A 20,516-nucleotide genomic window follows, 5' to 3' on the forward strand; every position below is an offset into this window, starting at 1 on the left:
TTCTCGCGCGAGCGCCGTCGGATCGATTCAAGTATCTGTCGATGGGCGGGGTGCTTCTCACCACCGCTGCCGTCGCAGCAGTCTCGGCCGCCTTCGCACTGCAGATGGCCGTGCACGCCCCGTTGTGGGCTGCCATTCTGCTCGGCATCGGTTGGGGCGTGGTCATTCTCAACCTCGACCGACTGCTCGTCGTCGGGATGCATCGGCACAAGTCGTTTCGGAACAACCTCTATGCGGCGATACCCCGGGTGGTGCTCGCGTTGTTGCTCGGCGCGGTGATCTCGACACCGTTGGTGCTGCGCATTTTCGAGTCGGAGATTCTCACCGAGGTCAAAGTTCAGCAGCAGCAGAAGGAACAGGACTACAAGGATTCCATCGACACCCAATACGCCTCGATCACGGTGCTCCAGCAGGAGCTGGACCAGCTGCGGATGAAGGCACGAACAGATCCCGGGGCTATCGCGAGTAATCCGGCGGTGCAGAAAGCGCAGCAGCGCCTCGATGCCGCATCGGACGACGTCAAAGTCAAGTTGGATGCAGAGGCCTGCGAGATCGCGGGTACGTGCGGAAGCATGGTCGAAGGCGCGAACGGGCCAGCCGCACTTGCCGCGACAGCCCGGCGGGAGGCGGCCCAACGGGAATACGGCATCGCCGACGCTGCTTTGAAATCCGCGCAGGAGCAGGCAACGTCTACCGCGGGCGCCGACGCGATCGCGGCACAAGCCGAGATCAGCCGCCGTCAGCCTATATTGGACGGACTCATAGCCGATCGCGAGCGCGATATGGCCAACTACCGCTCCCGCTCGGCGAACAGTGACGGACTGCTCGCCAGAATCGAAGCGCTCGACTCGCTCAGTGATTCGAGGCCGAGCCTCGGGCGAGCCCAACTCATGCTGTTCCTGCTCTTCTTGTCGCTGGAATTGCTTCCGGTGCTGGTGAAGTTGATGCAGCTGACCGGACCGCCGACGCTGTACGAGAAGCTGAGCGCCGAAGCCGACGCGGATGCCGAGGTCGAAGCCCGTCGCGAGTTCGCTCAGGCCTCCAATACGAAGGTGCTCGCAGCCGAACGCGCCGCGGAAGCGGAATTGCGTGGCGCCCTGGTCGGGGACGCGGATCTGACGCCGCCATGGACAGCGAACGAGCCACGGCGAGCATCGAATCGGGTGCCGCCCCAGAATTCCGTGCCCGGCGACAGTTTTCGACCCGAACCACGAACCCCTACCCAAACCCACCGGCAACCGCAGCCCCCCGATTTCGGCGAAAACACACTGACGCAACCGATTCCGCGTCCGCCAAGAATTCGATACGACGACTGATTCTTCGTCGATACCAACAGGTTTCGACAACACTGAGAGCCCGGTAGGTCGGGCACTATGGATTTCGGAGGTCGACATGGACGCATTCGGGCGACGACTTGTCGGTGCGGCGGCGTCTGTCGTGGTGGCGGCGGTGGTCAACATCGCCACTGCGATATTCACCGACAACCGGACGGCGGGGTGGGTCGCCTTCGGTGTGGTGCTGTTGGTGCTCGGTCTCATCGTGCAGATTTGGCTCACCGCCGCGCCGAGCGAGCCACCGCGAAGTGAGCAACAGGTGAGGAACGCCGAAATCGACGGCTCCGCCGACATCGGCAGCGCGCATCCGCTTGCTCAGGTTGTCCAGGATGTGAAGATCAAAGGCAATCTCAACATGACTCAGGGCGGCAGTTGATATGTCGCACCCACACGAACCTCGGTTGCCGGGCATGGAAGTCTCCCATGCCTATATCGGCGGTGATCTGAACCAGCGGCTGGAAAACCACCACTACTACCCGGCTGCACCGCCGCCCCGGCGAAATCGTGGTCGTACCTTTTCGTGGTGGCTGCTGGTAGTTTCCGTCGTCTCGAGCGGACTGCACATCTGGCTGGCGCCTCAGCTGGACCCCGCATCCCTCTACTCCAAGATCACCCACTTTCCCGACCCACTCGCACAACAGATACTGCTCGTCGTCTGCGCGATGGCGCTGATCGTCGACGCCGTCATAACCAGGGGATTCAACCGGTTCGACCCCCCGACCGTGATTGTTCACCGTGTCATCCTCGGCGTTTCACTGATCGCCATCGCGCCCGTCGTCGCAGCCGCGTCGGTCCTGACGGTGACCGTGGCCGTGGTTGTGTTCATCTGCTATGTCGGACTTCGAATCATGGGCATGGGAAATTCGGCGACGAACCGAGTGGACTCGTTCCTGCGGTAACCACGCGCCGCCCCGAGCATTCGGGGCAACGACTTTGCTGGATTTCCGAGACACGCCTGCTGCCATAGCGTCTCACCCGCACGGCTTTCGACCGTAGGAGTGACGGATGGTTACAGGGGTGTTGGCTCAGCGGGAGCCCGAGGTCGATGGCATAGAGCGGGAGGCTGTGGCGCGGTGGCATCCGGCGGTCCGCGTGCTCTTCCGGTTCGGGTTCATCGTTGTCGGTGTCGGGATGGCGGGGGTGTGGCTGCTGCACGCGCTGCTGCGCACCCTCGGTGTGCCACAGGAGATGGTGAGCGAGGTCGCCGAATGGACGGCGTTGCATCCGCTCACCGATTGGGTCGGCACCCAGATCTTCGGTGTACCCATCGATTACACGGTCACCGGTAGCGGAGACACCGCGGCGAAATGGGTGGCTGTTTTCACCCTGCTCCTGGTTGCCGTGCCGGTGACCGCCGCCTGGTCGGTCTTCGACCGGCGCCGCCCGAACTACACGCGACTGTATGAGTGGTTCCGGTTGCTGTTGCGTATCTCCCTGGCGAGCGCCCTTTTGCTGTACGGGATGATCAAGGTGCTGCCGTCGCAGATGTCGTTCAATCTCGAGCGATTGGTCGAACCGTTCGGTCAGATGAGCCCGATGGCGGTGCTGTGGGCGCAGTCGTCGCTGTCGGAGCCGTATGAGATGGCACTGGGTGCGGCGGAAGTTGTTGCGGCGCTCCTTCTCATCCTGCCGGTGACCGCGGGGATCGGGTCTGTTCTTGCTGTCATTGTGGCGTTGCAGGTGCTCCTGATGAATCTCACGTTCGATGTGCCGGTGAAGCTGTTTGCCCTGCAATTGTTCTTGTACGCAACAGTATTGGCCGCACCTGATGTGATCCGGATCGTTCGGGCCCTACTCGGCCGCACCGTCGTAGCTCGAACGTCGACACCCTTGCTGTCCACTGCGCGTGGCAACCGAATACTGCGGGCAGCCCAGGTGCTGATGGGAGTGTGGCTGCTCGGTGCCACGACCGTCGAGGCATACGACGGCTGGCACACCTACGGCAACGCACGGCCCAAGTCGCCGCTCTACGGCATCTGGAACGTCACCGAGTACTCGATCGCGGGCGAGCAGGTGCCCGCACTGGTCGACTTCCGCCGATCACCGTCCAACAGCACAATGCCGAGCGCCACCGAACGATTCCGCCGCATCATCTTCGATATCCCCCAGGGCATGACCGTGCAGCGGCTGGACGATTCACTGGTCTCCTTCCCCGCCCGAATCGACACCGACCAGCACACCCTCACGCTGTCGAAAGACACGGCGCACCAATGGAAGCTCGCGACATTCAGTTATGTACAGCCACAATCGGATCGGCTGATTCTGGAGGGCATCCTCGGTGGGCGTCCGATACGAATGCAGCTGGACCAGGTCGACCTGGCGCAGTTTCCGGCTGTTTCGCGGGGGTTCCATTGGGTGCAGCCAGCGCCCTATTACCGGTAGCAGGATTCATTGCACCCCAATGGAATAGGCTTCATCCGCCGGCAACCGACGGGATGATCATCACCTCGGTACGTGCGCCGACAGCGGTGTCCTGGCCGTCGAGAAGACGGCATTCGTCACCGTCGATATAGAAGTTCACGTACCGGCGCAAAACCCCGCGTTCATCGCGGAGACGGCGCTCCAAACCGGGTGATCGTTCGCGCAGCGCATCGAGGACCTGTTGCAGGGTCGCACCGTCGACATCGAGTTCCTTGGCGCCGTCGACATAGGTGCGGAGCATGGAGGGCAGGCAGAGGCGAGCCATCGCGCTATCCGATGACCGCGGCGCGCACGCACAGCACGTCGGGCAGCTTGTCGGCCACGAGCCGCCAATGGTCGCCTTCGTCTGCGCTGCAATACACTTCGCCGTTGCGAGTGCCGAAATAGATGCCGGTCGGGTCGGCATTGTCGGCGCACATGGCATCGCGCATGACCGCAGCCCAGAACGGGACCTCGGGGAGGCCGTCGTTCAGCTTCGACCACGTCTCGCCGCCGTCCGCACTGCGATACACCGCGCAGACCGCATCGGGCGGAAAGCGGAAGCGATCCATATCCGCCACCAGCGGGAAGGTGTAGATCACCCCCGGCTTACGCGGATGCGCGACGATCGGGAAGCCGAAATTCGACGGCGGTAACCCACCGTCTATCGCCTGCCAGCTCACACCCGCATCGGTGCTCCTGAACACCCCACCGTGGTTCTGCAAATACATAGTGCTCGGCGACTCGGCATCGAGAGCGACCTTGTGCACGCACTGCCCCCATTCCGGCAACTGGCCGGGCATGAAGTCCGCGGTGACACCCTTGTTCGTCGGCGTCCACGATTCGCCGCCGTCGGCAGTCTGATAAACCCCACCGGTGGACATGGCCACCGCCATCCGCTGTGTATCGACCGGATGCGGCAGCACAGTATGCAAGGCCAACCCACCACCACCCGGTTCCCACTGCGGCCGATGGGGATGGTCCCACAACCCTCTGACCAGCTCGAACGTCCGGCCACGATCAGCCGACCGGAATAAGGCAGACGGCTCGACACCCGCGTACACCACATCCGGCTCAACATCGGTAGCAGGCGCAATCTGCCACACACCGCCCAGCGCGGCCCCGGTGTCCTCGGGAAATGCCAGTGGCGCGTCATCCGGCTCGCTCCACGTCTCCCCGAGATCATCACTGACCACCAATGTGGGCCCGAAATGACTGTTCAACACCCCGGCAAGCACCCGTGGCGTCCCCCGCCGGGTATCAATCGCCAACGCCTTCACATCAGCCACCGGGAACTGCGGCGGCGCCACCGTCCAACTGGCCCGCCCATCCCGGCTACGAGCCAAGAACAAACCCTTACGTGTTCCGATCCCGAGCAGCACGTCCATCGCGAACCTCCGGTTGGTCACCCGCAACGCCGATATGCGTGACACTACGCCGCCCCACCGACAGGACCTGCGGGTTCATAGGTCGTTCGCCACGGTGCTCGTGAACTCAATGGGCATCTGGGAGCATCTAGTAAGTGAAAGAACCTGGGCTGGAATGGGTTCGACACAGATCGGTTAGGTGGGGACATGTCCAATCTCGATGAACGCATGAGACTGGCGGTCGAGTGGTTCGAGCGTTACCAATTCTCTGATGGCGCGGGCGGGGCAGGCTGGGGCTGGGTCCATGATGTGCCGCCGAATCCGCAGAACACCGCGGAGGTGGTGTGCGCGCTGACCGCGGCAGGCATTCCCGTTCCGCGGGCAGCCGAGGTGCTGCATCTGGTACGTCGGCAGATGATCGTGCCGCCCACCGCGGGTGCGGGGGAGTTCACGGGTCCGATCGATATCGCGTGGCAACTGCGGGCGATGCACTGCCTCGGGGTGGCCGACGCCGATTCCGACGTCCGCGAGTGCATCAGGACGTTGATCCAGGAACAAGATGCCGAATCGGGCGGGTATCGGATGTCCGGATCTGTCGGCCCCGTGTCCCTGACCGCGACGACTGCCGCGATGCACGCACTCGCCCCGTACGCGGCCGACGACGTGGAAGTAGCGCGGGCGACACTGCGCGGCGTGACCTTTCTGGCGCTGACGATGCTGTCCGACGACGTCCGCGCCGAACCGCTGTACTCGGCGGCACACATCGCCACGGTGCTGGCCCGTCCCGAGTACGCGTCGGTGGGCGGCAGGCGGGCGCGGCGGGCATCCGAGCTGGCGATCGAACGGATGCTCGACGGGCTCGCCAGCGGTGCCAACTGCAACGGGGACGAGCATTTCCTGCGCGGCGATGTCGCCCACATCTGGACCCACCTCGGGCTGCATGCGGCAGTCGGTGCCGTGCTGGTCGCCGATGGCACACTGATCTTTCACCCGGCGGTCCGTGCGGCGTTGACCGCGTTGTTCGATTTGCAGGTGATGACTCAGCAACTACCGAGTCGCGGCGGATTCCGGACATCGAGCGAGGGGTTCATCACCGCATACTCGACGACCCTGGCCGTCGAGGCCATGGTGCACGCGCGAACCGCGGTTGCCGAAACCGTCAACCCCGGCAGGGTTTTCGATCTGATCTGTCAGGTCGACGGCGCGCACCACAGCGATGGCCGGGTGGTGACCGAATGGGGGTCACGCCGGCTGGTGATGAACAGCCATGTGGGCTTCGCGATGTTCGTGCTGGCATCGGCCGCCGGATTGACGATCGTAGGGCTCGGAGCCCTGTTGAAGGCGGGCCTGGCCGAGGAGGCCCCGCTCCCTGAGCGTGCTGCCGCGGGTGGCTTGATCGTGTGGGGCACCTTCGTGCTCGCGTTCGGCACACTCGCCTGGCTGACCAGCCGATTCCCCAACTTCTCCCAGCGGGCTATTGCGGCGGGCGTCTTCGGCGGGTTCACTGCTGTGGTGCTGCCTATCGTGACCTACATTTTTTGACCGCAGTCCGGTCATCGCTCACACGATCGTCGCCGTGGATCATGCTCGCGGCGACCTTCGTGTGGGGCATGTCGAGCGCCGCGCTGGCGGCGCTCGAGGGTTCCCTCGCCTCCTCGGCGCTGGTCGCTGCCGGGGGCGGGGTGACTTTGCTCCTCGTCGCGGGTGCACGCCGCCAAGGTCCGATTCGAACACTGCTGGAGTCGCCCGGCCTCTATGTGCGATTGGGCGCGCTCGAGGCAGCCAACTTGCTGCTGTTCGTCGCAGCGTTGAAATGCGGACCGTTGCCTGTGGTGGTGGCGTTGCATCTGATCGCGCCATTGCTGTTGCTCGCCGCCGAGATAGTGCGCGGGCGGCGCCGACCGACGGTGCTCGTCGGCGTCGAGTTCGTGCTGGTCGGTGCCGCGGTGGCAGTGGCGGTACCGGGCAGCTCGGCTGAAATCGGTATGGACAGAGCGCTGTTGGGCTGTGTCCTCGCGGTCGGTAGCGCGGTGTGTGTCGCGCTGCTGGTCAGCCTCATCGCCCGGGAGTCGGCACAGCGACCGACGATCGCGTCGGCGGGATGGCAGTTGGTGGTGGCCAGTGTGCTCGGCGGCGGACTGATCCTGACCGATCCACCGGACGCTCGGACCGCCGGATCGCTCGTCCTGGTCGGGGCGCTGCTGCTCGGACCGGGTTTCTGCCTCTATTGGTTGGGCCTACGAGGTCTGGACGCGACAACTGCGAGCATCATCGGACTCAACGAAGCCGTTTTCGCGGCCGTGGTGAGTGCGATCTTCACGAACACGCCGATCACAGTGGGTGCGGTGATCGGCGGGGCGCTGGTGCTCAGTGCTGTTGTGCTGGACGACAAGTCGAGGCGAGCTCCCGGGTCGCGGCTTTGACGAATTCAGCACATGCCGCCTTGGACTTGTTGCCCCCGGCGTCGTCGACGCCGGTGTTGACGTCCACACCATAGGGCTGCACGAGGTCGATTGCCCTACCGACGTTGTCCGGGGTGAGCCCACCGGCCAATGCCACATCCTTGCGCCCGGCCATCGCTTCGACGATCTTCTTGCTGATGTTCCAGTCGTGTGTCTGCCCGGTTCCCCCGAGACGGCTGGGCGTGCGCGAGTCCAGAAGGATAACGTCGCAATACTTGGCGACATCCTCGACGGCGGAGAAAACGCCCTCGTCGGTGACATGAACCGCCCGCAGGATCTCGCGATTGCCCCTGTGCTCGTACACCTTTCGCAAATTGGCTCGATTCACCAAGCCGTGCACCTGGATAGCCTCGACATCGACCGTCTGCGCAAGCTGCAAAATCGCGTCAGCGTCTTCGAGGTGGGTGACCAGCACACGTTTCACCGAGCGTGCGCCGACTCGGCTCGATACCTGCGCGGACAGGGCGGCGGCCTGCTCCGGCGTGAGCGCGTCCTCGCTGAAGTGCGTGATGCCAGAGATGAACCCCACGGCATCGGGCCGAGCACTCAACGCCGCAGCGAGGTCGAGTTCGGACCTGATACCACAGATCTTCACCTGGACGCGTTTTTCCATATGGTCAACCCTAGTATCAAGGTGCTTCATGGGTGGGGTACGGAGGGTCTGGTCACAGTAGATGCGGTCTCGCAGATACACGGCGGGGCGCAGGTCTGTTAGCTGTTCTTCCTCGTCCCAGAGGTATGGGCTCTGGAACGGGCGCAGCGATTTATCGACGACTCCTCACTGCTCCGCTCGACATTGCTCTACCGATTTCACAGCGATGCATTCCATCCACTTGCGTTGAACCTCACCAGAAGTCGGTGCTTCACCACACTGTGTGCCGCACCGCCGATAACCCGGGACCGGAGAGCCATCGGGGTAGGTGCAGTTGGTTCCTTGCGCATCACACTGGTAGTCGCGACCGTGCGGGTCTTCGTTAGCGGTGGGCTGTGGACAGCGTGGGTCCCCGACTACGTACGACTGATCGCTATATATCGCGGTGCCGTTCTCGCAATACAAGAAGGTCGGCTCTGATTGCTGGATCGCGGGTGAGGATGCGGGTGGTGCTGGTGCGGCGTGCGGTGTCAACTCAGCCGAAGTGGTCGGGGTGGTGGTTTCTGGGAGGCGGGTCGACGACGTCGACGCAGCGGGCCCCTCGGACAAGGGCGCGGACGCCGTCGTCGGCGACACCGACCCCGTAGGTGTTGTCGTCGGCGGGTTGCCGTCACATCCTGCCAACGCCAGTGTGGCCGCGGCAATCAATCCGACAGCGAACCGGCCAGCAGTGACGGTCATCAGCACACCCTTCTGGAAAGCGTTGGACTTCGCAGGTCAGCGTACGTCTGTGGGTGACTTGTGCTTGCTACCGAGCCTGCTGCCCGTCCACCCTCAGTGCAGGGAGGCGCGATCTGCTGAGTCGCGGCCGATATTCCGCTTGATGTGCTTGGGACAATGAGTTCACCATCCACGCGAAAGGAACCCAAGGTGAGCTCTGCCGGTGTTGTGCCGCTGCTCGGACGTGTCGCTGCCGCTGTGTCGGAGGCGATCGCCCGAGTCCGTCCGGAAGCGGCGGATGCGGACCCGGTAGTGCGACGTTCCGATCGCGCGGATTTCCAATCCAATGCCGCGCTGCCGTTGGCGAAGCGGGTCGGTATCCCGCCGACGAAGCTCGGCGCTGAGCTCGTCACTCAGATCGATCTCGCCGATGGTGTGATCGCTGATGTACAAGTGTCAGGCCCAGGGTTCTTGAACATCACCCTGGCCGATACAGTGGTGTGGCAATCCGTCGCAGCGCGCCTGGCCGATGACCGGCTCGGCGTCCCCACCACCGAAGACGGGCAACGGGTCGTCATCGACTACTCGGCGCCGAACGTGGCGAAGGAAATGCACGTCGGGCACCTGCGGACCACCATCATCGGTGACAGTCTGGCCCGGGTCTTCGGGTTCCTCGGCGCCGATGTCGTCCGCGCGAACCACCTGGGTGACTGGGGAACACAGTTCGGCATGCTCATCCAATACATCGACGAGCACCCCGAATCTCCCTGGCATACAGAGGAACTCGATAGGGAAACCAGCTCGGTGTCGGCGCTCGACAGCCTGTACAAGGCGGCCAGGAAACAATTCGACTCGGATTCAGGCTTTGCGGACCGGGCCAGGACTCGTGTGGTTGCCCTGCAAGCCGGTGACCCTGACACGGTGTCCCGTTGGCGGGAGATCGTCGCGGAGTCCGAGAAGGCGTTCGGCGCGATCTACGACCGGCTCGGTGTGCTGCTCACTCCGGACGACTACTTCGGTGAGTCGTTCTACAACGACAAGCTCGCCGATACCGTCTCCGAGCTGCTGGACAAGGGCGTCGCGGTCGAGAGTGACGGTGCGGTCGTCGTGCTGTCCGAACAGGTCAAAGGACCCGATGATCAGCCGGCGGTCCTGATGGTCCGCAAACGCGACGGTGGCTACGGCTACGACAGCACCGACCTGGCCACCATCCGGTACCGCATCACCTCACTGCACGCCGACCGGCTGCTGTATGTCACCGACTCGCGGCAGGCTCTGCATTTCCAGCTGGTATTCGAAGCGGCACGGCGGGCCGGCTGGCTCACCGAGGCGATCGAAGTTTCTCATGTCGCTTACGGCACCATCCTCGGGCCGGACGGCAAACCGTTCAAAACCCGTGCGGGCGGGACGGTTCGGTTGATGGACCTGCTCGACGAAGCTGTCGGGCGTGCGCGTGTGGTGGTCGCCGAGAAGAACCCGGACCTGTCGTCTGCCGAGCTCGATGCGATCGCCGAGCAGGCGGGAATCGGTGCGGTGAAGTACGCGGATCTGTCGACATCGAGGGTCAAGGACTACACCTTCGACCCGGACCGCATGACCACGCTCAACGGCAACACCGGCGTGTACCTGCAGTATGCCCACGCGCGGGTCTGCTCGATCCTGCGCAAAGCCGAGGCCACGATCCCGACGGTCGTGGACATCGACGGGCCGATGGAACCAGCCGAGCGGGAACTCGCTTTATGCCTAGACGGCTACGGGACCGTCCTCGTCGAGGTGGCCGACACGTTGGAGCCACACCGGCTGGCGGGCTACCTCTACGAACTGGCCCGCGCCTACACCAGCTTCTACGACTCGTGTCCGGTCCTCGCTGCTGACGAACCGATACGTTCGAACCGAATCACGTTGTGCCAGTTGACTGCCCGGACCCTGGAGATCGGACTGGGGCAGTTGGGGATCACGGCACCGCAGCGGATGTGACCTGCCCGTCGGGGGACTGGTCAGCGGACGGCGTGGATCAGTAGCCGTTGCCCAACGCGTTCGTTGCCTGCGCTTGGGCTATTTGCTGGTCCTCGTACTTCTTCACCGAGATTTAGATGGTGTCGCAGATCAGTTCGCGTACCGCGACCTGGCGCTGTGGGCAACGGGGCATGATCTGCGACACAGGTAGCCGCCGGTTTCGGCCTTCGAGCGGGCAAACCGTTGTTAACCATGATTCGCGCGATTCGCGTATCCTGCTGGTCGACTGACAGGATCAGCCGCGCGGCACGGTGGAGGTGTCTGCATTCGCCGAGTGGATCGAAGCTCACCCGCTCGGCCGAGGACGGATGTTCGGAAGGATCACCGGCGTTGACGACAGAGGCGCGAGCTCAACTGGAGAACTTCCTGCTCGGCGACCGGTTCGCCTGTCTGGCGGGCCGCTCCGCCTGGCGTCAGGGCGGCATCGCCCATCGCCACTACGACGTGATGGGCAGCGAAGAGTCAGCGCGGCTGATGGCCGCGGATCTCGCGGAGTTCGTCGGTGCCGCGGACTGGAGTGCTCGCACGTTCACCAGCTTCATCGCGACCTTCGAACAGCCTCGGGGTGTGGATGAGCTGCGCTTCGAAGACTTGTTGTGGCAGCACCTGCAACTGCTGCACGAGGCAGACTCGGCACGCTTCGGCTGGACGGCCGGGGGCTCTTCCGATCCGCAGTCGAGTGAGTTCAAGTACAGCGTCGCCGGTCATCCCTTCTTCGTGATCGGACTACACGAGACGCATCAGCGGTTCGGCCGCCGTCCTCCGTTTCCAATGCTGGCGTTCAACTCCCACGAACAATTCGCACGGATCAAAGCGGAGGGCATGTGGGACCGCTTGGCGGACAAGATCCGCAAGCAGGACATCATGCTGCAGGGTGATATCAACCCGAACCTGATGGAGTACGAGACGTCTTCCGAAGCGCGCCGCTACTCCGGCCGCCCCAAACCTGCTGATTGGCGGTGCCCATTCTCCGCCCGCGTCGCGGTGTCGGAACGTGAGCTGACAGGCGCTCAGCGACCCTGACCTGGTCCGACGCGAGCGGTGCTGGGAGATGGGAAGGTCACTACAACGTTTGGGCGGAACGTTTGGGTCGACCGATCGCCGGAGACAGTGATTTGGTGGCTGTGGTGGCAGTTTCCGTGATCGTGCCCTGCGGGGCAGGGTCTGCGACGGGGCGGCTGTGGCGCTGCCCGACGTGGCGGAAGAGCGGTGTTTCAGGGGAGCTACGTGGGCAAGTGGATGGCCGGAATGCTTCTGCCGCTGCACGGGCTCCAGGATCACGCGGCGCCGATTTCGTGTGATGGGTGCGATACGCTCTTGGTCGTTAGGTTGCGGCCCGACGGGCTTCCGCTGCGCGGACATGCCCCTGCTGCACGAGGTTTCGTGCTGCCAGGGGGATTTGGCATGGTGGACAGGGTTCTGCGGACAACTGCTGTAGAGGTAATGAACTGGTCTCTGGAGGCAGTGCTCGTCGACGAAATCCTGGAGGGTCAGCGATGGAAGCTGGGGCAGCGAAACTCCCGGACTCGGTCGTGGGAAGCGAGTCTTCCTGAGATTGCCAGGGACCTACAGGAAGTCGGCCTGGGCGAGATCGAGATGCTGATCGAATTCCGACTGCCGGAGTCGACTGCGCGGGCGGATGTGGTTCTCGCCGGAGTCAATCCACGGACCGGGGTAGACACCTACGTGGTTGTCGAGCTCAAGCAATGGGACAGGGCCGAGTTGGCCTTCAACAGCGATCGCATCGTGCGGGCGAGCGGCGTCCGCGACGAGGAGCTTCATCCGATCGATCAGGTGCGTGGGTACTGCAAATACCTCACACAGTATGTAGAGGTGCTACATGGTCGCCCGCAGGATGTTCACGGCGCCGTGTTCCTGCACAACGCCACCGAGAACTCGATCAGCACTTTGCGGGCACGACAACCTGACCAGTTCGGCCGGCTGTTCACGGGCGAACGGCGTGACGCGTTTCAAAAGTTCCTGGCCGACCGACTTGCCCCCACTCCAGACATCGGGCCCGCTAAACGGTTGTTGGACAGCAAGATTCTGGCTCGCCCGAACCTGTTGAGCCTTACTGCGTCGGAACTACGTCAGGCCACTGAGAATTCGCTCCTCGACAATCAGGAGCTCGCGTACCAGCGGGTGATCGAGCAAGTGCGGCTGGCGCACGAGCAACATCCGAAGAGCGTCGTGATCGTGACGGGTGGTCCGGGCAGCGGCAAGAGTCTGATCGCGGTGAAGCTACTTGCGGAGCTGAACCGAGAGGGATATCAGGTCCAGCATGCAACCGGGTCGAGCGCGTTCACCAAGTCCCTCCGCAAGTATCCGGCGGTAGGTTCCACCGCGCTGAAGAAACTATTCCAGTACTACCGAACCTTCGCGGACTACCGGCCGAATCAGCTCCAGGTTCTGATCTGCGATGAAGCGCACCGCGTCCGTGCGGTGTCGACGAACCGCTTCACCAAGAAGGACAAGCGGACGGATCGGCCACAGATCGATGAACTCATCGCCGCCGCCAACGTGTCGGTGTTTCTGCTGGACGAACATCAGGTTGTGCGACCGGATGAGGTTGGTACCGTGAACGAGATCCGCACCCACGCGACCCGTGCGGGATATCCGGTGCACATCGTCGCGCTGGAGGGACAATTCCGTTGCGGTGGTAGTGAGGTGTACGACGAGTGGGTGCGTCGTTTGCTCGAACTGCGGGTCGGTGGCCCGACCCCCTGGCGCGATGAGCAGAACTTCGAGGTTCGGGTCGCGCAGTCACCGCAGGAGATGCAGGACTTCCTCCGTGCGAAGAACGACGCGGGGGAGTCTGCGCGCATCACGGCGGGGTATTGCTGGCCGTGGAGCGATCCGAACGACGACGGTAGTCTCGTCGATGACGTAACCATCGGTGCGTGGTCGATGCCGTGGAATTCCAGAGCGGAACGGGCACTCAACGGGGTTCCGCCGAGCGCATATTGGGCGACCGACCCCGCCGGTTTCGGGCAAGTTGGCTGCGTCTACACCGCGCAAGGTTTCGAATACGACTGGGCTGGTGTCATCATCGGCCCCGACCTGGTGGTTCGCGGTGGACGTTTCATCAGCGTGCGGGATGCCAACCTGGACAAGCCTTTAAAGGCGAAGAAGCTCTTCGACGATCAGTTCAACGAGCTGATTCGTAACGTCTACAAGGTCTTGCTCACGCGCGCTATGCGGGGCGTTGTCATCTACTCCACGGACGAGGAGACTCAGCAGTTCCTCGCGGATCTGGTGCCGAGGTCACCGGTGTAGCGAGGTCGCTCCTAGGGCCAATCGCGTTCGGTGCCGCGCTATCTCGAATCAAAGCTGTCGGCCGAGATCGCGGGCCACGGGGATTCGCTGCCACTCTTTCCCTACCTGCAGCAGGGTGCTGACTTGTAGCGGGGCCGCTGTATTTCATCCACCGTCTTCTTTGAGCTCCTCGTCGAGCGGCTGCTTGCGGGTCGGCAGATCGTCGGTGTCATACAGATACGCCCGAAGAATCTGGCTCCGTGACGGGTCCCGTAGGTGGGTCAGCGCCTTTCTTTCGATCTGGCGAATCCTTTCTCGCGTCACGCCGAGGATCTTCCCAATTTCATCAAGCGTCTTCGGTGAATCATCCGAGAGGCCGAAGCGCATAGATACCACGCTCGCTTCCCGTTCGCTGACGGACTCGAGTACAGCCGCGAGATGAGATTGAAGGAGGGCGAACACAATCTCAAGCTCGGGGTCGGCGTACGGGTCAGCGCTCTCGAAGAGCTCGCCGAGCGTGGCCTCACCCTCATGCACGATCGGGCTGTCAAGCGAAAGGATGTCATGGCGCCCGAGCAACAGGCATTCGGTCACTTGGGCATCGGTTAGCTCGCAAGCCAATGCCAGCTGGTGAATAGACGGTTCCTCGCCGTCGACCGTCAAACGCGGACGGGTCAGCCAGACCTTCTGCACGCGCTCAAACAAGTGCACAGGAATTCGGATCATGCGCGACTCATTGGCGATGGCGCGTGTGATGGATTGGCGCACCCAGTTCATGGAGTATGTCGAAAACTTGAAGCCCCTGTTAGGATCGAACAGTTCCACGGCACGGATAAGTCCTGTCATGCCGTGCTGAAACAGGTCTTCGGAAGTCATGCCAGTAGGCGCGTAGTGCTTAGCGACTGAGCGCACCAGACCCTGGTTATGGAGTAGCAGGCAGATCGCGGCTTCCCGTGATTCGCCGGTCAACTTGGCGAAGTCGCCCTGCTCCAGCGGTTCGCCCGCCTCCCCTCTCACCAGAATGGCAAGGCCTACTTCCTCCTCGGACCGAAGCAGCACACGGGCACGTTTCGCGGCGGGGACGTGTCGATCGGCCAGGATCCGCCGGCGAGCGGCTGCCACAGGATCCGAGCTATGTCCCGGACCGGCCGCTGCCGAATTATCCGGCTCGATATCGAACTCCGGACCGGTTAGTATGTTTTCGCGCATCTCGGGCTCGGTCGGCGCGGGTGCGCCGTCCTCTTCTATCTTGATGCCCGCCTTGACGAGGAGTCGATCGACCTCGGCTGCGATGTCTTCGGGCGGTGTCCGCAGGGTCCCCAGCACGCGCTCGATGCGAGAGCGTCGAATCACATGCTCCTTGACGAAGGGCTGGAGCCGGACGAGCACGCGACGTACGTACTCAATGTCCATTCAGGACTCCTCTGGGCGACACCAATACGCTGCGCTCGGCACTTCCGTGCGGCAGGATTACGCTGCAGCCAAACCTGTGGGGAGCGACTTTGAGAATGATCCCGGCCGAACTTGGCTCGGTTCCGACAACTACGTCCGAACGGCGCGTGTTCGAGGCGCTGGCAGCCAGCGGCCTCCGGGGCACGGCACTGCACTCGCTGAATCTGCCGACGCACGAGTACAAGCTCACCTCTGAGCTTGATTTCGTGCTCGTGCTCGACGAGCTGGTGCTGGTCGTAGAGGTCAAGGGTGCCCAAATCTCTTGTAACAACGGCTTGTGGACGTACAGCGACCGTAGCGGACACCACCGACAAGATCGGGAAGGTCCGTTCAAGCAGGTCAACAGTGGTATGTACGCGCTGCGCGATCGGCTGCGGCAGCAGATCGGTGTAGCAGTTGATGACATCGCTTTCGGGACCCTGGTGGTTACTCCCGACGTCGACCTGGCCCTGAGCAGCTTTGAGTGGGATGACGAAACATACTGTGGCCGAGGGCAATTCAGTCGAGGATTCGTTTCGGCGGTCAACCGGGCGGTCGCATACTGGGGCGGGCGTCAGCCGGAGAAGCTGCCGATCGACAAGCACCTGCACGGCAACCTGATTCAGCAACTGCGTCCTAGTTTTGACCGCTCGCCCTTGCTCGATGCGCGCGCCATCACGCTCGACGTCGCTTTCGTGCGTCTGACCGACGAGCAGTTCACCAGGCTCGACCTCATCAGCGAGGCACCCAGAGTGCTCTGCAACGGGGGAGCAGGGACCGGCAAGACGTTCTTGGCGACCGAAGTCGCCCGCCGTCAAGTCCTGCTCGGGCGTGCTGTGCTGTTCATCTGCCGAAGCGAGGTCCTTGCCGCATATGTACGAGAACTGATGGCCGGGAGTGGTGTCGCCGTTCACGCGGCATCCGAATTGCCCAGCAACCAGCAGTTCGATGCCGTAATGATCGACGAGGCACAGGATCTGATGAACTTCGACAGCCTCGACAGACTAGAGGCGACCATAGTCGGTGGCTGGAGCGACGGCCGTTGGGTGATGTTCATGGACCAGAATCGCCAAGCCGACCTCTATGGCGACTTCGATAGCGAAGCTCTGCAGTACATCCAGTCGTTCTCTCCGGTGCCGGCCACCCTTCAAACCAACTGTCGCAACACTCGTGAGATCGCATTCCAGACCCGGGCGCTGACCGGAGCGGACACCGGTGTGGCCGCTGCTGGTTCGGGGCCGGAAGTCGAGATGGTGACAGTAGACGACCCGGCAGCGGAGACCGCTGCGCTGGAATTGCACCTGCGCGTGCTCCGCGACCATGAAGTGCCGGTGGGTGCTGTCACCATTGTTTCGCTGCGTGGCGATTGGGAGACGAGCGCCGCGAGGGGACTTCGAGTTGCCCGAAAGGGGACGTTGCGTGTGCTCGGGAAGGGCTCAGCAGCTGGTTGGCCGGGCGACGACCTCACCTGGGCATCAGCGGTGAACATCAAGGGGCTGGAGAACCGGTTCGTGTGCGTCGTAGATATCGACTCACTCGACTCGGAGGCAGAAATCAACCTGCTGTACGTCGCACTGAGTCGGCCGCGCGCCGGTCTATGGCTAGCGACCAGTCCAGCAGTCGGAGCCCGTTTGGCTGAGTTGTACAAGACCCACGCCGCAACGGCTCTCGACGCATTGAAAAAGGCGGGCGCATGACCACACTCCCAGATGTCCGGGCCGACTTCGTCGACTACGTTCGACGCCAGCTCGTCGGTCCGTTCGACGGGTCCGCTGAGATCATCTTCGATCCGCCGAACCGCCGGTACCTCATGGGCACACTGTTTCCTCGCAAAGCCGAGTTCGCTGGGTACGTCGAGCGGGAGGGACAGGAGGAAGACGAGTCTCCGACGGCTGTTGGCGGCGACGAGAGTCAGTTCAGCGACGATCCGGTCTCAGCGGCGAACGACTTTCTTCCCGCGTCGCAGGGGCTGTCGTTCTTCACCACGGCGACTGAACTGACGATCAAAGCCCGCGCTGCTGAGTACGAACTACTTAGCGGCGATGCGGCAATAGAAGCTTTGACCGCTCACGAGGTACGGGACGGCGGACCTACCGAGGCACAAGACGAGGATCCGCGTCAGAAGTCCCCGGGTTCAAGGCGTGTCTGGCGACGGGACCAGCTGCCTGAGGCGAAGGTCACGATTACTGCTGACGACACCGAGCCCCAGCCTATCTGGGACAATAAGGCCGAGATCCACATTCGCTGGCGCGAGTACCCCCACGGGAATCTCGTGACGGTTACGTTGGTAAACGCCCGGAGCATCGACGGTGAGCACCCGAAACAAGGCTGGGACGACATCCTGCTCCAGGTTGAGTTCGACGTGAGCGTGGACGGCGCGGGAGAACTCTTGGAGTACCCCTCGGTAACAATGGCTTCCCACGATCCTGAGGAGCAAGAGCTTCGGCTGATGCACCGCAAGGCGCGCGTCTTCGCCATTGGTCACGGTTGCTCACCGGAGTGGCGAGAGCTTGACGGCAAGGTCAACGGCGTCCGCTCGGAAGTCATGCCATCCTTCGTCGTGCCTCGAGTTAGCGCCGACGGCGACTCGGTGCGGGCACTAGACGTCGCCTGGCTAGCCGACGCCTCGACCGATGCCGCCGATCTCGTGCGCGAACTCGATGCTTTCGTTGACCCGTACGCGGCCTGGATCGAACAGGTAGGTGCAGAGGCCGCAGCCTTGGATGAGCGTTACAAAGGCGCGACGGTATCCGTGATCAAACGCCTGGTGCGCGCCCGCGACCGGATGCGCGCGGGCGTACGCGTGTTCGCGCAACATCCCGACCGCGCCAAACTGATCGAAGCCTTCCGACTAGCTAATCGGGCCATGTTGATTCAGATGAGGCACAGCGATGAGGACTTGGTTGGCACGCGCCATCCGCGTAGCGCGGCCCCTGACTTGCCGACTAACTATCCGGGCGGTGCAAAATGGCGACCATTCCAGATGGGCTTCTTCTTGACGACCCTGCGCGGTCTGGCATACCCCAAAGACGATGATCGGAATGTCGTAGATCTCATCTGGTTTCCGACCGGCGGAGGTAAGACCGAGGCCTACCTGTTCGTGGCGGCCTTCGAGATCTTCCGACGTCGGCTGCTGGAAGATGCCGCGGGCGGAGGCACGGCGGTTGTCAGTCGCTACACGCTGTCGCTGCTAACTGCCCAGCAGTTCCAGCGCACCGCCTCCACCATCGCGGCTTGCGAACACCTTCGGCGCGAGAACCCAGCCTGCCTAGGCGACGAGCCAATATCCGTAGGGCTGTGGGTCGGAGAGGCGACTACGCCGAACCGCTATGTCAAGGCGCGCGAGCAGTTCGACGAATTGCGCGACGCTGGCGAAACAGACGATCGGTTCCTCCTCGAGCGCTGCCCGTGGTGTGGCACCGAGATCGTGCCCCGCGAACACAGCGATGAGGACGCCGACTACGGCATCGTCTGCACTGATCAGTCGTTCAAGTTCCACTGCCCATCAGTCAAATGCGAGTTCCATACCGAGCTGCCAGTACGGGTGATCGACGACGCGCTATACGCCAGTCCGCCTACCTTCCTGCTCGGCACCGTGGATAAATTCGCCCAGTTAGCCTGGGTGCCAGACTCAGGCAATCTGTTCGGACGCGCCAATGGCACGCTTCCCCCGTCTCTCATCATTCAGGACGAGTTGCACCTACTGACTGGCCCGTTGGGCACGACAGTCGGGCTGTACGAAGCCGCAATCAACCTGCTTTGCGAGTCAGATCTGCGCCCACCGAAGGTCATCTCCTCCACCGCGACGATTCGACGCGCCACGGCACAAATCAACGGCCTTTTCGGTCGGCCGGTTGATTTATTCCCACCAGCAGGGATCGACGCTGGCAATTCTTACTTCGCCAGGGAGGACGAGATGTCCCCCGGACGCTTGTACGTCGGCATGATGGCCCAAGGGCACACCTTCGACACCGCAGTCGTGCACTCCGGCGCAGCGCTTCTCCAAGCACCAGTTGACCTCTGCCTGGCAGGCGATGCCCAGGATGCCTACTGGACGGTGGTCGCTTACCACAGTTCCCTGCGCGAGCTCGGCAAAACGGTCACCATCGCCCGCGACGATATCCACTCCCGGTTGGGAAGCTTGATCGTTAGTCGCCCCAAACGCGAGTACGAAGTCGATGAGCTGTCATCGTCCGTTCCACGCGCACAGCAGCCACGCCTCCTTGAGCGCTTGAATAAGCCTTGCTCCGACAAGAACTCGGTGGATTTCCTGGCCACATCCAGCATGCTGTCTGTGGGTGTGGACGTTCCTCGCCTTGGCTTGATGCTCGTCAACGGTCAGCCGAAGGCCACCGCCGAGTACATCCAGGCCACCAGCCGTGTGGGACGGTCGACGGCACCCGGCCTAGTGTTCGATCTGTTCCGCGCTACCAAGCCGCGCGACAGATCGCATTACGAGAACTTCCGCGGGTACCACTCAGCGCTCTACCGTCACGTCGAGCCCACAAGCGTCACCCCGTACTCACCACCATCGCGTGACCGCGCGCTGCACGCCGCCTTGGTGATCCTCGTCCGACACAAACTTGGCCTGAACACGGATGGACAAGCTGGCGAGATCCTCAATCACGAGGCCGAAGTCCGAAAATTGGCGGACGCCCTGATCGAAGTGGTGGAACGTGTCGAACCTCGCGAACGAATTGGCGCGCGGAGCTACATGGACAAGTTCATCGACGACTGGCTGGACCGCGCTCGGCGAGCCGAAGCGGATAGCAAGCTCTTGTATTACAAGCCGAATGGCAAAGGCCAGATCAACCTCATCAAACAGTTCCATGCCAAGGGCGACGGGTGGCCAACACTCGGTTCGATGCGCAATGTGGACATGGAGTCGCTGATCGAGGTTATCCACGGTGCGGGGTCGTCGAAGGGGAGCAAGTAGCCA

At 62.9% G+C, this 20,516-nt stretch carries 15 protein-coding genes; 11 read left to right on the top strand and 4 right to left on the bottom strand.

The genetic code is table 11. The features are described from left to right. Positions 1 to 41: 41 nt before the first annotated feature. From ACWDXS_RS29480 to ACWDXS_RS29495, 4 genes are all read left to right on the top strand, one after another. Complete coding sequence (locus ACWDXS_RS29480; RefSeq protein ID WP_449970869.1) at positions 42 to 1,316, top strand: DUF4407 domain-containing protein; 1,275 nt, start codon at positions 42 to 44, stop codon at positions 1,314 to 1,316. Between the two features lie 76 nt (positions 1,317 to 1,392). Next, complete coding sequence (locus tag ACWDXS_RS29485; RefSeq protein WP_449970663.1) at positions 1,393 to 1,710, top strand: DUF1056 family protein; 318 nt, start codon at positions 1,393 to 1,395, stop codon at positions 1,708 to 1,710. A 34-nt stretch (positions 1,711 to 1,744) separates the two neighbouring features. Next, positions 1,745 to 2,233, top strand: coding sequence for a hypothetical protein (locus ACWDXS_RS29490; RefSeq protein ID WP_449970666.1), 489 nt, complete (start codon positions 1,745 to 1,747; stop codon positions 2,231 to 2,233). A gap of 106 nt (positions 2,234 to 2,339) precedes the next feature. Continuing rightward, a complete protein-coding gene (locus ACWDXS_RS29495; protein ID WP_449970669.1) occupies positions 2,340 to 3,716 on the top strand; it encodes a DoxX family protein in 1,377 nt (458 codons plus the stop codon). A gap of 31 nt (positions 3,717 to 3,747) precedes the next feature. Here the strand turns inward: ACWDXS_RS29495 and ACWDXS_RS29500 are convergent, their stop codons facing one another. Together ACWDXS_RS29500 and ACWDXS_RS29505 are read right to left on the bottom strand one after the other, a co-directional pair. Continuing rightward, the gene (locus ACWDXS_RS29500) at positions 3,748 to 4,020 is read right to left on the bottom strand and encodes a MoaD/ThiS family protein (RefSeq protein ID WP_449970672.1); all 273 of its coding nucleotides are present in this window, start codon (positions 4,018 to 4,020) and stop codon (positions 3,748 to 3,750) included. 4 nt (positions 4,021 to 4,024) lie between these two features. Next, the gene (locus tag ACWDXS_RS29505) at positions 4,025 to 5,122 is read right to left on the bottom strand and encodes a WD40/YVTN/BNR-like repeat-containing protein (RefSeq protein WP_449970675.1); all 1,098 of its coding nucleotides are present in this window, start codon (positions 5,120 to 5,122) and stop codon (positions 4,025 to 4,027) included. A gap of 186 nt (positions 5,123 to 5,308) precedes the next feature. On the opposite strand from ACWDXS_RS29505, the gene ACWDXS_RS29510 reads away from it, so the two are divergent. Together ACWDXS_RS29510 and ACWDXS_RS29515 are read left to right on the top strand one after the other, a co-directional pair. After that, complete coding sequence (locus ACWDXS_RS29510; protein WP_378992421.1) at positions 5,309 to 6,643, top strand: hypothetical protein; 1,335 nt, start codon at positions 5,309 to 5,311, stop codon at positions 6,641 to 6,643. Between the two features lie 41 nt (positions 6,644 to 6,684). Further along, a complete protein-coding gene (locus tag ACWDXS_RS29515) occupies positions 6,685 to 7,524 on the top strand; it encodes an EamA family transporter (protein ID WP_379313726.1) in 840 nt (279 codons plus the stop codon). Here the strand turns inward: ACWDXS_RS29515 and ACWDXS_RS29520 are convergent. Next, positions 7,469 to 8,176: a phosphoribosylanthranilate isomerase gene (locus ACWDXS_RS29520; protein ID WP_449970679.1), complete on the bottom strand. Its 708-nt coding sequence runs from the start codon at positions 8,174 to 8,176 to the stop codon at positions 7,469 to 7,471. The genes ACWDXS_RS29515 and ACWDXS_RS29520 overlap by 56 nt on opposite strands. 909 nt (positions 8,177 to 9,085) lie before the next feature. On the opposite strand from ACWDXS_RS29520, the gene argS reads away from it, so the two are divergent. From argS to ACWDXS_RS29535, 3 genes are all read left to right on the top strand, one after another. Further along, complete coding sequence (gene argS, locus ACWDXS_RS29525) at positions 9,086 to 10,852, top strand: arginine--tRNA ligase (RefSeq protein WP_449970681.1); 1,767 nt, start codon at positions 9,086 to 9,088, stop codon at positions 10,850 to 10,852. A 369-nt stretch (positions 10,853 to 11,221) separates the two neighbouring features. Further along, a complete protein-coding gene (gene gntA, locus ACWDXS_RS29530; RefSeq protein ID WP_449970684.1) occupies positions 11,222 to 11,914 on the top strand; it encodes a guanitoxin biosynthesis heme-dependent pre-guanitoxin N-hydroxylase GntA in 693 nt (230 codons plus the stop codon). 420 nt (positions 11,915 to 12,334) lie between these two features. After that, a complete protein-coding gene (locus tag ACWDXS_RS29535) occupies positions 12,335 to 14,167 on the top strand; it encodes a DNA/RNA helicase domain-containing protein (RefSeq protein ID WP_449970687.1) in 1,833 nt (610 codons plus the stop codon). Positions 14,168 to 14,311: 144 nt separating this feature from the next. Here the strand turns inward: ACWDXS_RS29535 and ACWDXS_RS29540 are convergent, their stop codons facing one another. Continuing rightward, entirely contained in the window at positions 14,312 to 15,559 is a 1,248-nt protein-coding gene (locus ACWDXS_RS29540) for a sigma-70 family RNA polymerase sigma factor (RefSeq protein WP_449970690.1), read from the bottom strand. Positions 15,560 to 15,654: 95 nt separating this feature from the next. On the opposite strand from ACWDXS_RS29540, the gene ACWDXS_RS29545 reads away from it, so the two are divergent. Both ACWDXS_RS29545 and ACWDXS_RS29550 read left to right on the top strand, forming a co-directional pair. Then, complete coding sequence (locus tag ACWDXS_RS29545) at positions 15,655 to 17,274, top strand: NERD domain-containing protein (protein ID WP_449970693.1); 1,620 nt, start codon at positions 15,655 to 15,657, stop codon at positions 17,272 to 17,274. Then, positions 17,271 to 20,513, top strand: a complete 3,243-nt coding sequence (locus ACWDXS_RS29550; protein ID WP_449970696.1) for a helicase-related protein — start codon at positions 17,271 to 17,273, stop codon at positions 20,511 to 20,513. Before ACWDXS_RS29545 ends, ACWDXS_RS29550 begins: the two co-directional genes overlap by 4 nt. Positions 20,514 to 20,516 lie beyond the last annotated feature (3 nt).

Source organism: Nocardia sp. NPDC003183, from assembly GCF_053590715.1.